This is a genomic window from Xenorhabdus budapestensis (assembly GCF_017743015.1).
Lineage (GTDB): Bacteria > Pseudomonadota > Gammaproteobacteria > Enterobacterales > Enterobacteriaceae > Xenorhabdus > Xenorhabdus budapestensis.
Genome location: NZ_CP072455.1, coordinates 3090576 through 3108082 on the forward strand (window position 1 = coordinate 3090576; position 17507 = coordinate 3108082).

4 protein-coding genes and 1 pseudogene are annotated in these 17507 nt (G+C 44.6%); 3 read left to right on the forward strand and 2 right to left on the reverse strand.

What is annotated here, in order from left to right; all coding sequences use genetic code 11:
* Nucleotides 1-178 precede the first annotated feature (178 nt).
* Complete coding sequence (gene rtxA, locus HGO23_RS13525) at nt 179-13594, reverse strand: MARTX multifunctional-autoprocessing repeats-in-toxin holotoxin RtxA (protein ID WP_209026984.1); 13416 nt, start codon at nt 13592-13594, stop codon at nt 179-181.
* A 566-nt stretch (nt 13595-14160) separates the two neighbouring features.
* Between rtxA and HGO23_RS13530 the strand changes: the two are divergent.
* Nucleotides 14161-14313 (forward strand): annotated as a pseudogene (locus tag HGO23_RS13530) (IS1 family transposase); the annotation flags it as partial.
* Between the two features lie 2 nt (nt 14314-14315).
* Here the strand turns inward: HGO23_RS13530 and HGO23_RS13535 are convergent.
* Complete coding sequence (locus tag HGO23_RS13535) at nt 14316-15002, reverse strand: helix-turn-helix transcriptional regulator (RefSeq protein ID WP_209026985.1); 687 nt, start codon at nt 15000-15002, stop codon at nt 14316-14318.
* A gap of 399 nt (nt 15003-15401) precedes the next feature.
* Here HGO23_RS13535 and HGO23_RS13540 point away from each other — a divergent pair, with 399 nt between their 5' ends.
* Both HGO23_RS13540 and HGO23_RS13545 read left to right on the forward strand, forming a co-directional pair.
* On the forward strand, nt 15402-16895 hold the full coding sequence (locus HGO23_RS13540) for an APC family permease (protein ID WP_209026986.1): 1494 nt from the start codon (nt 15402-15404) through the stop codon (nt 16893-16895).
* Entirely contained in the window at nt 16870-17475 is a 606-nt protein-coding gene (locus HGO23_RS13545; RefSeq protein ID WP_209026987.1) for a DUF3156 family protein, read from the forward strand. Before HGO23_RS13540 ends, HGO23_RS13545 begins: the two co-directional genes overlap by 26 nt.
* Nucleotides 17476-17507 lie beyond the last annotated feature (32 nt).

The window sequence follows — 17507 nt, forward strand, 5'->3', positions numbered from 1 at the left end:
AAGAAAATTCTGAATAACTTAACCAGTAACAGAATAATTCATTCTCTCCACCACCTGATCAAGTATAATGTCCCGTTAAAAAACATAAGTACATTAAATTAACCATTTGAAGTTAAATAAAAAAATAGCCCACATTTGTGAGCCATTTTTATTAATCAAGTTCAGGGTAAGAAAACCATCAAGCCAGTTTGGATTTCCCGGTTATGGTATCCGACCAGGCCATCATGATGGAAGATTGAGTTTGTCTATCCAGTGAGTCGATAAAACCACTGTCGCCAATCGCTGGCGCAAAGCCACTCATTGCCTGAACCAATGAATCTAGCGCATTGGCAGAGAGTGCAGTATATTCACGCTCGCCGCGTGCATCTTTACTGCTCATTTGCGTGATAATGTCCGCACGGTTGCCATTGAAATAGCCAGTGAACGTCACCGAGCCGATTGCTTCAAACTGTCCTTGTTCAGAAGTACCCTCAATGTTACGGTTAGTCAACATAACCAGATCGTAACCGCTACGCTGGAACCACAAATTTTGCCAGTTAAGGTTGTCGAAAACGATCTTGTCACCACGTTTAATATCCTCAACTACGTTATCAATCACATCTCCATTGACCACATAACTGTTAACCCCTGCTCCACCTTTGAAGTTGTTCTGGTATCCTCCCAACACCAACAGATCGTCACCATCACCGCCGTCAAACTGACTGAATTTGGAAATGACATCTGCGATCAGGTGATCGTCACCAGCTCCGCCATTGATCAGAGCATGGTAACCCATCAGCTTGATAGTATCGTTACCCACTCCAGCATCAATCTGATTATAGTTGCCGAAAACCGTAGCAAAGTCGTGCTCATCGCCCAACTCAACCTGATTGTTGTTACCGATAGCAACTACGTAATCTTGCCCTTCTCCACTCTCGATGCGATTGAAATGACCTGAAGCGACGATATAGTCACGTCCTCTGCCAGTCTCAATCACAGCACCTTCTCCAAAGGCAAAGACTTGATCATCACCATCTCCCATGTAGGCATAGTTGATACGTCCCGCAACTACGGCAACATCATTACCCTTGCCGCCAAACATGATGTTTTCACGCCCCATCAAAACACCCATATCATTACCTTCACCACCAGTGAAGATATTGGAGGTTCCCAAAGCGTAATAAACATCATCACCGCGACCGCCCCAGAAGTTATTGTTATCTCCCAGATACGCGCCCAGATCTTTTCCGTCTCCACCCCAGTTAAAGTTGTAGTTACCGAGAGAAACATGGATGTCGCCATCACCTTGCAGATGACCACTGTTGCGCAGGAAGTCAAAAGTTTTTTCCTTCATATGCAGCAGATCGTCAGTCAGGTTCTGTTTCAGGTTGGAAACTAACTCTTTCATTTCTCGCTGTTTATCCTGGCTGAACAGAGTTTCAAACAGGTTTGGCAGGTTCAGGGAGTTAAACCCGAATGTACGCTCTGAGTGTGCATCTTCTGCTGTCGGTACAGCACCAACACTTTCAGTTGGCTCCGTCTGCTCAGTTGGCGCTTTTTCTTTTATTCCATGACTCTCAAGGAAAGAGTTCAATCCGTCCGCACCTGCCGACAGGTTTGTCTTCAAACCACTGCGTAGTGTTTCCGGATCAATAAATGCCTCCAATTGACTGCCACTGAATTCACTAATGACTTCCAACATTTCCCGCAGAATAGCGACACCATCCACCGGTTGATTTGAGCGGGAAACAATAGCGCCATCCGATGTGTAATCCACGTTAAAAATATCAGCTAATGTGGTATCTGCATTCACGCTGGCAAGGTTTCTCAACAACTTGTTTTTAAGCTGACGAGGCAGATCCGTCGGACTAAAAGTAAAGGTGGTTTTTGCCATCCCTGTTGAGGTGTATTGCTGAGTCATCAAACCAAACAGTGAACCAAGGTTGATATCCAGAATTGACTGGATATTGTCACCGAACATAAAGTTCCAGTTACCGGTTGTTACTTGAATATCAGCACCTTGTCCGCCAACAGCGAAATTAAAGGATAATTTCTCATTTACCTGTCGGAGTTTATCTGCCCGACTGAGATTACCCGGTTTTGGTTTATTACCCGCGCCACTCAACCATTGGTTGTATTTTTTATTCAGTGTGTTTTCGATATCATTCTTCAGACCACGGCCACTGCGTTTATATTGGGAGTCAATCTCAGTCAGCGACGTATAATCCACGCTGCTGGTCATATCAAGCCCTGACATATCCTGTAGATATTTCTTCACACTTCCTACCGTCCACTGTGCTTCCTGCTCAGACAACCAGTCAGGGGCAGAGAATGTTCCGGCAATATTTTGCAGGCTCCCTGATACGCGGGAAACGCTATCAAATGGATTAAGCATCGGTGGTGTCGGGATGGATTTATCCATCATAACCAGCAGGTCATTACTGCGACCCTGATTGAAACTGATGTTCCGGTTTCCGATAAACAGTTGTGCGCCTTCCAATGCCTGATAACCTGCAATATTGACGCTGTGCTTGCTGTCACCATTCCCCAGATGAACCATGACATTGTTGTCACCAAAGGCCAGTGATTTGAAACCGCCTGTGCCGACTTTAATACCAACGTTGGTGGTTCCCCAGTTAATGGACGTAAATTCGCCGTCTCCTGCCTGTATTTGCACATTACCGGAATAGCTCAGTCGGTTATCGGACGTCATTCCGACAGGGTAATCCTCATACTGATATTTTTCCGGTGCATGGAATACTTCGGTATTGTCTGTAATAGCCCCGCGTGCCCGGTTTTTTCTGCTATCTGTACGCAAACTGCCTACACGCACAAGCGAAACATCGTTTTCAGAGACATTATTGCGTATACGTTCTGAATGACCTTCCAACTCTCCTTGCTCGTTCCAGTTCAAAACGATTTTATTGTCGAAGATCTTATTTTCCAGCGTATTATGTTCTGATTTCGTATATTTACGCCCTGATTTACCGATCACAACTTCAGTGCGACGGGCAGATACCGTGGTACGGATCCCATTTTCATCAAGAGCTGAAATCAAGCGATAAGCAAAGCCATCCCGCTTATCATCACTGAGTAGAGAACACCCTACCAGACTGATATGGTCAAGCTCCCCTCCATACTGGAAGCTATTTTTGAACTGTTTTAACCGCATCGCCAGCTCAGATGCAGTGTAATCACTCAGAGTCGTGTGATTAAATCCATCAATATCATCACCACCGTGCCCAACAACCTGCCAGCGTATTTTGCCGTTCAACAAGCTTGGATCACCGTATATCACCTTATACTGGCCGTTGGTATCAAGCTGGACAAGCACACTCTCTTTCGGGTGCTTACCGGTCAGATAAGAGACAGAATCGGCCACAATAGGATCATCTTCAAGCTGAATAATGACCTGACCATCAAAACGCATTTTTTTGCGTTCCAGTCTCGGAAAAACATCAACAACTTCCCACGCATTGACATCGTGGTTATTCAACGGACGAAGTCTCTCCAGCGCATTTTTCATTGGTGAGCCATCAAAGATTTCCATTGCCAGAATATCTTTCATGGTTTTTATGTCGCCAATTACCGGACGATAAGGTGCCAGTGCCTGACCATCCAGTACAATCACACGCTCGAAAACTCTTTCCCGCCGACCATTTTTGGACATTTTATAGCTTTCTGACATGTCCAGGTCTGAACGACCGAAGAAACGTGTAACGTATTTACTGAATTTATCCACAGACGAAAACTCCACAATCCCGACATTAGGATCATAGAACCCATACATCCGGTTCTCTCCACTGCCTTTTGACCATGCAGCCATTGCATGACCCAATGTATCCAGCTCCAGCAGAATCGGTTGACCGTCTACGCTGGTGGCAGTGATTTTTTCAATCATACCTTTTACCGTTAGTGCCTTCTCACCGCTCAGTTTCTCTTTCCATATCTTGAAAGTACTGTCTAACATCGGATCTCTGGCATAGAGTGCAGACAATGTACCCAATAATTTACTGGCGTTGGCTTGTTCAACTTCGGAATACAACTCTGGATGGCTGAGTACCGAAGCTGCGGAGTAAAGTTTATTCAACAAGTCATGGCCAACATTTTCCTGACCGTCATTCTCAAGCTGTTTTGCCAGCAGAACCAATTTAGATAGCGGTACACAGCGTCCGCCAAAACCATCATTGGACAAATTCAGTAATAGCAATTGTGGCGCTAAATGTTCACTTGCCTTAGGATCGACTGCGCCAGTGGCAGTGATATCACGGAACAGTTGGCTATATTTCTCCGTTTTTGGTCGAAGAGTAATTTTCAGTGCCCGGTTTTCAATTTCCCATGCCAACGCCCCTTTCTGCTCTGCCGTCCAGTTTCCTTTGACCAACAGATCCACCAGTTGTTTGATGTCCATATCCGAATGGAAGCCATCCACTATACGCTCAGCATGGTTATGTTTGTAACCAGACAGAAAAACCTTTGTCGCACGTATATCGTGCTCTATGCCCACTTCATCAACCTGAGGTTTCAACGCCTGCATATAGCGTCTAAAATCACTCTTGATGCCTTTAAGATAGGTATTCTCCTGTGCTTGCTGATCAGTACCAGACAGGTGAGAAACAATTTTATCGGCATACTGACTCATCAGTTGATAACTGGATTCATGACCATGATACGTTCGTTCCCCGGAAATGTTATAATCGGCTGTCATTAATCTGGTACGGAGTTTTTCACCTTCATTACCTAAACCTTCATTGTCGGTCAGTAACATAATTGGCGTCTGCTTCGAGATCCCCCGTAAATTCTGTTCTACCGAGAATTTACCATTGACCGCTTTTGCCAATATACCCGTAAGACCGGATGGATTCGGTATTTCATGAGCAGTAATTGCCTTGCTCATGCTTGGCATTGGCCTGTCTAACAGTAAGCCGGAAACAGCCATGCCTTGTCTGTCAGCGTAACGAGCAAGGTCTGCCGCAATTGGCGCTCCCATTGAATAACCGTGGATAATGATGTTTTCCGGCTTAATACCACGATCATTAACCAGATAACGGAACATGGTACGTACATCCTGATACATCCCTGATTCCCCCGGATAGCCATCGCTGGTGCCGTAACCCCGCATATTGACCGAGAGCATATCAATACCCTGTTGTTGATAATGGGGTTGAATTTTACTCGTTTGCTCTTCAGCAGACGCACCGGAGCCATGGATAAACAGCACGACTTTATTTGTCATGCTTGTATGTGACGAGCTTTGTGCACGATTGCTTTGTACACGATAGTAATAACCGTCTAAGCGCCCGATTTCACCCCGTAGGGTAACTTTTTGTGCAACACCCTGGTTTACTGCCAAATTGAGCTTATTTTGTACCTCCTGGCTGATCCGGCGACGTTCTTCTTTTACACCATACAGTTCATTATTCATGAAACGAGTCAATGGATTAAGCGGTTCTCTCTCACGCGGCAATGATCCATCGTTTAAGATAGCAACTCTCTCCAGTTCATACTCATTGGTTTCATTATTCAGAATTGCTTCAAATGGCTCTCCATTGAGACGGAGATGTTTTTGTTTAACCCGTTCAATATGAACTGCTTGCTGCAATGAACGGCCGAAGTTAAACAGATCACTCGGTGTCCAGACACCAAAAGCAGGCCGCCAGGCTTTGCCGAGCATTTTCTCTGCGCCTCCCGCTCTGAGAATACGCGCAACGACACTGGAACAATTTTTGGTCAGTAACTGATAACGGGCATCCGGATCACTACTGATTTTACCCCATTCAGCCTGCATTGCTGCCACATCAAGCCCTTCCAGATTGATGCGGTATACCCGATCAGGTTCAGTTTTGCTGTTTTTGAAATCGGTAATTTCTACCAGCTCTCTTTCAGCAAATTGATGCATGACATCGGCAATTGCACTCTCCATACGTTTAGGTGTCTGCATTTGTGCCACCATACGTAAGGTTTCGGCAAAATTCCGGCCAACTTCATGCATATCTATACTGGGATCATCCCACTGCGCAAGAAATGGCCGATAAATATATTCCGGTATTTCAGCGGACTTGAGCAGTTCAGGATTAGCAAGGGCAGCCATCGCAAAAATTTCACTGACATCCTTGAATTTTGCATCCACCCCTTTGGCTATTCTCAGTTTTTCAATAAACTCTCTCAGCTCAGCAGAGCCATCAACCAACCCGAAATCATCATCCTCTTCGGCCTCAACATCGAATGTTAACGTTGGAGCCTGAAAAGCAGGTTGACTAAGGTCATACCAACGAAGCCGCAGATCCGGTTGATCTTGTGTCGAGATATCAAACATCCCGCGTATATCGACAAATTTATTCCCTGCCGGCCACCAACTGACATAATTTATTTCATTCAAATGCTTGGCATCGTCTGCATTGACCAGAACACGCCCCTGACCAATTTGCAACGCTACATGACCAAGGGTGCTGTACTCACTTGGTCGCCAGACATACAGTGTTGCACTGACAGGGGATAAGTGCTGTTCAATCGCCAGATGGATTTTTTTCAGACCAGCTATATCAATGCCCCGGCCATCTTTCGCCAGATCACGGGCTGACAGTTTGGAAAAGACTGCATTTGTGACATCCTGTCCATATTCTTTGGTCACGGCTGCCATAACCTGTTGCAGCCCGGCACCAGCGGTATTTCTGGAGATGTGCAAACTGAACTGACCACGTGTCACAAAATCGCCTTGTGCATCCAGGTAGAGATGTTTGCTATCCTTGAGATTGGCGTTATCCAGCTTGATGTATAATTCGCTGAAATTACCTTGGCCTGAGCTTCTCAATGTCGGCTCTGCCAGTACCAATGATGCAGTCAGGCGTGTGTTGATTTGGGAAAGCAGCAGTTTCATCGCTGGTGCCCGCCCAGATTCTGAGTGCCCAAGCAGATAACCTTCCACCTGTTGGTGTAAATCAGTTAATTTTTCAATGGCATCCAGTGAGTAATCCGGCTTTTCCAGTAAAACTTGTTCATAAGCACGCAGTGCCTCAATCACCTTGCGGTAACTTTCCCCCAGTGGCTTACCTTTAACATAAGCCTTTTTCTGTAACTCATCGCCTGACATCAATTTGATATCCGGCAAATAATACCAGACACCATCCGCTCTTTCCGCGAGAATACGGGTATGACCCTCTTCAAGGGAAATAATATGATTTTCCACCAGCCGCAACTCAGCGGGGAGTTGTTCATAGTTTTGATAATTAGCAAAGATGAAATGTTCGATTGTTTTCATCTGTGCCGGATCTTTCGGATTATCAACTTTTATGGTTTTAAACAGAGCAGATCGGGTTTCCGCCCAAGGAAGAACTTCAAAGCTGTTATGTAAGCCTTCGCGGATCAAAATATTACGTTCAGTTCGTAAACGATAGAATGGAATCGCTTGATTTAACATGCGATCGATAGCACTCAACTTGATATCCAGATCTATCAGTGAATTGGCGTGGTAACCATCAGGATCCTGCTCAAGATAGCTTTTCTTCTCAGCCGCACTCAGTGAATCAAAACGTATTTTTACTCTGACACCGGCATCAGTCAGTCTGCGACCAATGGATTCCAATGGTTTGTCCCGGTAGTGATATACTGGTTTATCCAGCAAGCGAATTTCATTGACCAGACCTTCACGTTGTAATTGACGCAATACCGGCAACTCAACATTCCAGAAGAAATTCTTTAAACGCAAACCTCCCGGCACAATAACATAAATATCGTCACGTGCTCCGGTCGCATAAATAGAACTCCAGAATCCTATATTACTTCGCACAGCTTCATTAATAGCAGAGTGCAGATTCTGTTGTTTGAAGTCATCAGGATCAAGAGAAATATTGCTCCAATCCTTTAATTTCTGATTGAGTTCAAGAGCAAGTACGTTCCCTTTTACATCAATATCGTAAACCACTTTTTTACCGTCTTTCTGCGCAGCATCCAGTACATGGCGGTAGGCACTGAACTCTGGGCCTGACCAGAATGAAACAATACTTTTCTCACCATGAGGAGGTTCAAAGCTATAACCGAAACGTTCCAATTTAGTCATAAATTGAACGCGCTTATCCCAGTCAAAATCAATGGTGGAATCGACAAACAATTTCGCCAACGGTGCAATTTGGTCGTTAGGAATGGTGTGTCGGATGACACTAAAAAAATTCTCAATAACGTTAGTCAGTTCATATCTGATGTTGTCATTTATCTCAATATCAACACGTTCACCACCCGGTACAGGAATGTAGTTATCTTGTGAAAGCTCTCCGCTCCGGTCATTATTTTTGCTCAGCCAACGGTAGATATCCGCTACTTTCGCAGCCCTTGCAGCAATAAAAGGATATGTCGCTCCACTTCTCAGGGAACTTTGACTGCTATGTAGAACTTGAGAGGTGCTGCTTGAGTGGGGGTCTGTCCTTCCCAACGCTTTCAGCCCACTCAGATCCAGACCGGAAATAGGTTGTTCTTTTCGGTTTTCCGATCCTGATACATTTGTTATCGATTCAAGTACGCCAACAGAGGAAGCGTTACCATTATTTGATTGATGTGATGACTGTGGTGTGTGTAATGACCGTGGTACATAAATGGTGTTCGTATGTCCGGCACGAAGACCTGCATTGATCTGTAGACGTTCGACAGCTTGTTTAGCATCTGCAAGTGCAGACAAATCATTATCTGACTCTTGCAACTTCTGGCTGAAAGCACCAACTCCCTGTATTAAGGAACCAGAGCCAATATGGCTGGCTGTATTACCGGCGCCTTCTGCTTCATAGGCTTTACCTGACCGACCGCTGCCAGCATTAGTAAAGTTCGGTTTATGCGCATTGTCCTTCGCTGCGGTTCCTACCTCAGCCTCAATTTCCTGAAGAGCCTGATAACTATTCCGTGTGGCTTGTTCAGCCTGTTTCTGCTGTGTCAACGCCTCTTCTTTCCGGTATGCGGCCTTAGCCTGAGCATCCACAACATCTTTCTGCGCATTCAGTTGATCTTGTTTAGATTTAGCGACATTGACTTCCGATTTATTCAGTGCGGCTTCTATCTGATCCTGTTGTTTTGGAATAGTGGAAAGTGCATTATCCAATTGTCGGCCTGCCGTTTCTTTTACACTATCCAGTTGTATCTGGAGGTTACCCAGCAATCCACCGGCAAAATCCTGACGCCACTGTGCGCCTGATTCTCCCTGATGGCTTGTGTATGTTTGGTTATTCAGACTTTCAAGTGCTATGACTTTTGCCAGCAGTTCATCCGTCACAGTCTGCTCTTCTTCCTTGATAGCACTAAGCTGTGACAGTCCGTTAGTGTTCAGGGCATAAAGATCAGTCGCCGCCAACTGAGATTGTGTATCTGCAATCGCCGCCAGTTGTTTCTCTTTTTCCTGCTTTAAGCGTTCACGGTCTGCTTCCGCATTGGCTTTATCACTTAACACTCTTCCAGAAACCAAATTCCCGGACGGGGATTCTGCATTACCCCTGCTGTCTGAACGATCTGAAGTCGCCACCACGTTATCCAGAATATAGCCTTTGCTGTCACTGTTACCCGTGCCTTTAAACGCCAGCCGGTTACTGCCTGCCTGTGCAACCAGCACCAGTTGTTTGTGCTGCCAGGTGCTTTCATCACCTGACGACGAAAAGACAACCTGATCATTCCAGAGCACTTCCATACCATTATCATTAGTACTGTCCGACCGCTTGGCAAAATCAAAGTCAAGGGTAATGACTTCACCTGCTTGAAGTTGCCGGAGATCCTGATAAATAGTGGTGTTGACATATGTATCCAGCTCAGTGACATATTTGCCGTGCTCATAGTTACCCAAACCATAAGCTTCGGCTGGATGCAGAGCTTCAATGCCCTCGGTAAATCCCCAACCCAGCTCTCTCGCTTCAAAATCACCATTGGCAATCAGATTCGGCTTCCGGATTTTTGGAGACTGTTCATCAGCATTCATGATGCTTTTCAGTTTGCTGATGTCCGGCGTATTGAGCTGATTCACCGAAGCGCGCAAATCAGTGGCTAAGTCTGACCTGACTTCCGCCATTTCAGTCAGTTCAAAGCCTTTCAGCGCATTGACTTCCGGCAGATTAATGGCACCACGGCCCCGGTAACTGCCGGATGTGTTTGCTTCATCGCCATGTACCAGAAAATTAATGCCCTGACTGCCCATCACCCCCAATAACGTTTGTTTTAATTCACTGAACAGTATTTCCAATTTATGCCTCTCGGTGTTACCGGAGGCCAGAGCGAGATGATAAAAATCACCGTTTCCTACCTGAATGGCAACATTATTGCGGGCATAGGAAGCGTGGATATTCATCCCGTCGCCCACATGGATATTGGCATTGCCTGTCCCTTTCATCACCGAGAGATTCAGGCCGTCACCCACTTTGGTGTTGATATTGAATTTACCCCACGCCACACTGACAGAAACACCGTCACCGACTTTGGTATTCACATTCAAATCACCGTGGGTCGCCACGACACTTAAACCATTACCCACGTTGGTAGTGATATTACTCTTACCTTTCGCAGCGGTAACCAGCATACCATCACCAACTTTGGTGACGATATTACTTTGACTCCACAAGGCGTTGAAGCTGTCACCCTGCCCCACCTGTGTCACAATGTTGGCATCACCTTTCGCCAGCGTAACCTGACGCCCCTGACCGACTTTCGTAATAACATTCGCTTTACCCCAGGCACCAGTATAATCATTACCTTTACCGACATGAGTGATGATATTGGCTGTACCCTGCACAATATTGACCGTCTGCCCATCACCGATTTTGGTGACGATATTGGCTTTCCCTTTGGCAAAGTTATAGTGATCGCCTCTCCCCACATGGGTCATGATATTGGCATCCCCCCACGCGGCATTGACAACCAAGCCATCCCCCACTTTGGTCATCAGGTTCAGATTACCTTTAGCAAATCCCACCGTATTGCCGTCACCCACATGGGTCATGATGTTACCAAATTGAGAAACCAGCAGACCGGCTGTCGTCCCCGTTCCCACTTTAGTCAGAATATTGCCTTTGCCTAACAACAAACCGGCTGTCGTGCCCTGCCCGACATGGGTTATCACATTTGCCTTGGCTGCCGCCACAACGCCGAGAAAATTATGCCCGACTTTCGTCACCACATTGGCTTCGCCCAGTGCCAACACGCCCGTCATTCCCTGGCCGACATGAGTCATGATATTGGCCTGACCAAACATCGCCGCCAGCGTCGTACCATCACCAACTTTTGTCATAATATTAGCCTCGCCGACAAACAGACCAATACTGGTGCCGTTACCCACATGGGTATAAATATTGGCCTTGCCTATCATCAGCGCGGCCGTCAGCTCATGACCAGCTTTGGTCAGGACATTCGCCTCACCCAGCATCGCGGCAAAGGTATTACCATCACCAATATGGGTCATGATATTACCGACCCCTATCATGGCGACGAGGGTTTCACCGTTCCCCACTTTAGTCGCCATATTGCCTTTGGCCACCATCAGTGCAACACTCAGGCCATCCCCGACATGGGTAAAAACGTTGCCCAGTGCCACCATCAGAGCCAGGGCATGACCGTTACCCACTTTGGTAAAGATATTGCCACCACCCGCCATTATGGCGTACGCATCACCCTGACCAACATGGGTAAAGATATTGCCGACGGCCAGCATGGCAGCGATAGTTTCCCCATTCCCTACTTTGGTAAAGACGTTGCCTGCTGCGCCCATAGCTCCCAGTGTTCTGCCGTTACCGACATGGGTCAACACATTACCGAGGCCAAACATAATGCCGGTGGTCTCTCCATCCCCCACTTTCGTCAGGATATTGGCACCCCCCATCATCACACTTGTGGTTACACCCTGCCCGATATGGTTCAATACGTTGGCACCGCCTCCCATGATGGCAAAAACCTTGCCATCTCCTTTTCGGGTTAGGATATTGGCACCACCCAGAGCAACAACTTTAGTCTGGCTGCTATGAGGTTCCTGTAATGCAGTGGCAGGAGACATACTGATATGAGTAATAACGTTGGCAAGACCACCACCGTTGAAATGCAGCTGACCTTTTCTGCCTTTCTTGAAAATAACATTGGCAGCGCCACCGCCATCAAATTCAGTGTCACCGATTTCTGAATTATGCAGAATAACATTGGCAAGCCCTGCACCCTTAAAGTAAACATTGCCACGGGCTACGTTGGATTTGATCACATTGCCGCCCCCTGCACCTTCGAACCGGACATCACCGTGACTGTCATCCTGTTTCTTGGGTAACAATTCCTGTTCACAGAACTCATGCATATTGGCAATTCGCTCAGAAGTCACGCGGACAGTATTCACACTGTAATGGACATTACTCAGTGTATAACTGCCTTTACCAATAACTTTATAGCCAGAATGAATACCAATAAATTGATCTGCCAAAGCGGCTGTTTGATCGCCGGCCTTATACCATGACGTGGCAATGTATTTCAGCTCACCAGTTTTAGGGTCGTTAGCCAGTTGTACTACCACGACTTTGGTATATCCGCCGAAGACCTGGGCATACAAATAGGTATTTTCCATCCGGTTGGATTTCACGGGCTTGACAGCAACAGTTGAACCATCGGTTGAAACCGCATAACCGCCCATTTGGGCATCTGACAAAGTAATATTTTCTGCGGCGATCTGGACACCACCGCCATACGTTACCCATTCGTTTTCCGGTAGCTCACTTTCCAGCGCATGCACCGTAAATGACTGGTGTTGTTCAACCGTCAGATTTGACAAGGTATAGGCACCATCAACATCAACCACTTGATAACCGCCATAGTCAGAAATATCTTGAGATGCCAGATTTTTGAGATGATTTCCCTTTTTATACCAGGAAGTGGTGTAATATTTCAGCCTGCCGGTTCTAGGATCATTATAAAGATGAATTTTATTAACTTTTGTATATTGCTCATCCGCAAATGCAAACAGATAGGTATTTATATCCCGCGTAGATTTAACACCAATGACTTTCTGTGATTCTTCAATCCAGCTTCCTCCCATCATTGCAGTGGTCAGTACAATTTCTTCTGCTTTAGCGTAAACAATGCCTTCACCACTGAAACAATCAGCTAGCCCCTTACGGGTAATTTGGTTATAACCGCCCCCGCCGATAAAATGAATATTGCCGTGGGTGACATCTGAGTAGAGATGGTTATAACCGCCCAATCCTTTGAAGGTAATATCACCGCTGTTTCCCCGACGATATAAATCGTTATATGCTGCTATCCCTGAATAGTGCACATTACCAGAATGTCCATTATGTTGAATAGCTGCCCCTCCAGTCGCACCGGAAAAAGTAATTGTTCCCTCCTTTTCTTTATTAATTTCCGCATATCCCGCCGCACCTTTGACGTTCAGATTGCCAGTGGTATCGTTAACTTTCAGATAGGCGGCCCCACCAACGACCGTATCGTGACCGGAACCGGTATAAACCACTGCACCAATAGAGCCTAATGTAATGTGATCATTACCGCCATAAGCCTGTATTTGACCACCAAATCCGATGGCAACGATATTATTATCGCCATCATCTGCGGAATAATTTCCTGTAAAAAAGTACTCAACACTTCTCCAAAATGGTTTTCCCATAAATAAATCCCGGAATAAATACAAAAATTGAAGATAAAAAAACCCAGTTACAAAACGCAACTGAGCATCAGTATTTAAATAGGTTTAAAAAATGAATATCTCAAGAATAAATTGAAATCAATGATATTTAATCTGGTCAATTTATTAGATTGATACATAGAAAAATAAGCTGGCAAGCAGACAAAAATTATCAATTGGAAAGTACCCCGTTTTTACTTTTAAAATCAATATAGTTAAATTATAAAGTCTGTTTAACCACCATACTTAGTCCCAATAATCCCACTCAAATGACATAAAAACATTTGACAATATTTTTAATTAGACTACTTATAATAAAAAATATATAGCTCATATCTAATCAACCATCAGATAATAATGACGATGTTATTTTTAAATAAATGGTAAAAAATAATGGCCCACTGATGTGAGCCATTTTTGTTAATCAGATTTAGTTAATAAAACCGTCAGACCAGTTTGGTATTCCCAATTGTGGGTATGTATCTTCTGGTGCACAGACAATTTCAAAGCTGACAATTGTTACCGACGAATAATCACCTCGTTGGAAAGGAAAAACATTTACGCAGCGTATCGAACGCGAAAATCTTACCCTACGAAATCGAATTAAGAGGTTGAACCGTAAAACACTCGGTTATTCAAAATCGCCGGAAATGCATGACAAAGTCATCGGGACTTTTATCGAAAGAGAATATTATATTTAGAGTCAATCAATATGTTGAATACATAACCCTTTTTCTTTGCGGCTAATAAAGCCGGAAGAGACTAATTCTGTACGATTGGTAACATTGGCTTTGGCAAAAATATTTCGCAGGTGAGTTTTCACAGTAGAAAGCGAGACATCAAGCAGTAATGCAATACGTTTATTACTGGCACCTTCTCTGACCAAATGAATAATCTCCTGTTCTTTGGCTGTAAATGCAATCTGTGATTCAGGCAAAATATCAAAAGTCATTAATTCAGCAATAGGAATAATAGCATTGAGCCTCATCACTTCCTGATCCTGAAACGGACTGTCTCTGAGAACAGAAATACCAGCGATGATTTTGTTCCTACGACGGATAAAAATTTCGACCATATCCGTTAAGTTGTTAGGTAGCATAAAATCTTGATAAAACCGTTGACTACTCGCTTGTATGTTGTCGTTCATGCTGATAAGACGCCGTTCATCGTTTGTGAAATTCTCTGGACGTAGAGGATCTAACTGACAAAAATGCTCTAAATATACCTGATGCATTCGAGGTGTAATGCCGTACAGAATATGGTGTTCAGGCCGCCATTGATCATCAACAAGATAATAAACCGCAGCAGATACAGGAATAATATGAGCGATCGTATTCAGACAGCAATTAATCAGTGTTTGTTGATGATGACTGAATGGAAGTGTATTCATTAGTGTCTCCTATCTGACTCAACTTTGTACTCATCATGGTTGCTCTGACTTTTAATAGAAAATACATATGTTAATAATGTGAACTTGATTACATTAATTAAAACTTCTTTTCTTAGATTTTAGTGGCTTTTAGACTAAATTTTCACCTCTGACACCACGTTTATTAATATATTAATAAATCAATTTATCTTATTGTTTGATATAGCTTATATTATGGTGTTTTTCACCCTTTTCTTTGGTACTTTTCGGCAGAAACAGGTACGTTATACCCCCTTTGGGTATCGTTCTTTAGAATGATAGCGGCGCTTTTCCCCTTATCTTTATAGTTGAATCACAGTCATTTTTTGTTTACAAAAAATTCACAATCGACTGTATTTCAGGGGGAAAAAGGGAAGCAAAATGAATATGTCCTCAAAATTAATATCACACATTGAGAAAGGCAAAATAGGGTTCCCAACGACACTTGCCAGTTCTGTCGGTGTGATTATGGCAAGTCCGGTCATTCTAACAGTAACCAGCGGGTTTGGTATCGGTGGTGACACTTTTGCTTTAGCTGTATTGCTCAGCTTTATCGTGATGCAGGCTCAATTAACGACTTTCTCCGAAGCCGCTGCAATTTTGCCTACTTCTGGATCGGTATATGACTATATTTCTTGTGGTATGGGACGGTTCTGGGCAATAACCGGAGCGCTCTCTGCTTACCTGATCGTTCACGTTTTTGCTGGTACTGCGGAAACCATTCTTTCCGGCATTATGGCATTGGTTAACTTTGAAAGCCTCAATACAGTGATGGAGAGTAATAATACTTCCTGGATGGTCGGAGTAGGACTAGTGCTCACCTTCGGACTGCTTAATGCGTTTGGTATTGAAGCATTCAGTAAGGTGGAGATTGTATTGACGTTTGCTATGTGGAGTACGTTGGTGATCTTTAGCCTGTGCGGCCTGCTAATGCCATTTCATGCGTCAGTAGATGGCTGGTTTGGTCAGGCGCTTAATGTTTCTGATCCGACAATGGTATTAAGCCTGATCGGTATGGCGATGTTTATGTTCATGGGCTGTGAACTGGTTACACCGATGGCACCGGAAATCAAAAATTCTGCCAAAGTGATCCCACGTGCAATGGCAACTGGCCTGTGCGCTGTTGCGCTCTGTATGTTTATGTACGGTGCCGCAATGACTCATCAGGTAGAAAATATCATTGTTGATCCTGCAAATAATGTCAGATTATTGGAAACCCCGATGGCAATTCCGGCTTTTGCAGGGCAGATAATGGGGGATTTCGGTAAATACTGGATTGGTTTCGGCCTATTGCTGGCGGGCGCAGCAACCATTAATACACTGATGGCAGCTGTTCCTCGTATTTTATACGGTATGGCTCTTGATGGCGTTTTACCTCGCATTTTTACTTACCTGCATCCAAGGTTTAAAACGCCAGTGTTTGGTATTTTAGTTGCTGCTCTAATCCCCTGCATACATGCTTTCGCTATTCAGGGAGATCTGAGCCGTATTATTCCGCTGGTCTTGGCTGCGGTATGTTCCTGGGGAACAGCTTACTTGTTGGTAACTATCTCTGTTATCCTGCTGCGTATTCGCCGACCAGACCTGCATCGCGCCTATAAATCCCCCCTTTTTCCACTACCACAGATTATTTCCAGTGTCGGAATTATCTTAGCCCTTATTCACATCACGCCACCAGGCATGAACAAAGCCGATGTTTATATTCCGTTCCTAATTATGCTCGGTTTAACAGCGAGCTATGCGTTGATATGGACAATATTTGTGCAAAAAGTCAACCCGTTCAAGACTGTCGATGTGGAATTAATTCTGTCTAAAACTTTCTCTGAAACTGAATTGAAGGAGATTAAACTTGAGCCATTACGCAACCTCTCCTAAGGTCTCCTTCTGGCAAAAAATCAATAAGCAGCGTCTGCCTGCCACTTATCAGGCGGGACTGACACTCAACAGGCTGGAGAGAGATCTTCAACCCTATCACTATGCGAGAACAAGGCCGGATGAGCTGCTCATCAAACCAGAAGAACAATTGACAATATGTGTAAACGAAAGGGTAAAAACTCTGTTTATGGCATTTATTGTTTACACACAATTTTCTGTTTCAGGAACGATAAATCAGCTTTTGAATGCAGAGATACAAGTGAAAACGGGAGGTAGCCTGCGCAAAAAACAGATATGTTTCTTCTCAAAACAGAAAGATGGCTGCAAATTGATTGAGCAACTAGAGCAATACCCTGTTATCCGGCAGACCTTAGAAGAGCTCGACTTTCGATCATGTAGCCTGCAAATCAGAGAAGGAAAATGGCGTTGCGAAATTGGGCATTTTGCTGCTTCTGAAATCGTCAGCCGTCTCCCGGCGGCTCGTCGTTACCTGCGTTTAACGTCAGAACAGCGTTATTGCTTACTGAGTGTCTTGAATTTGATAAATCAATTAATGCAAAAACAGGTGAATGGTGATTGAGAAAGGATGTTTGCCAGCAGACTAAAGCGGCC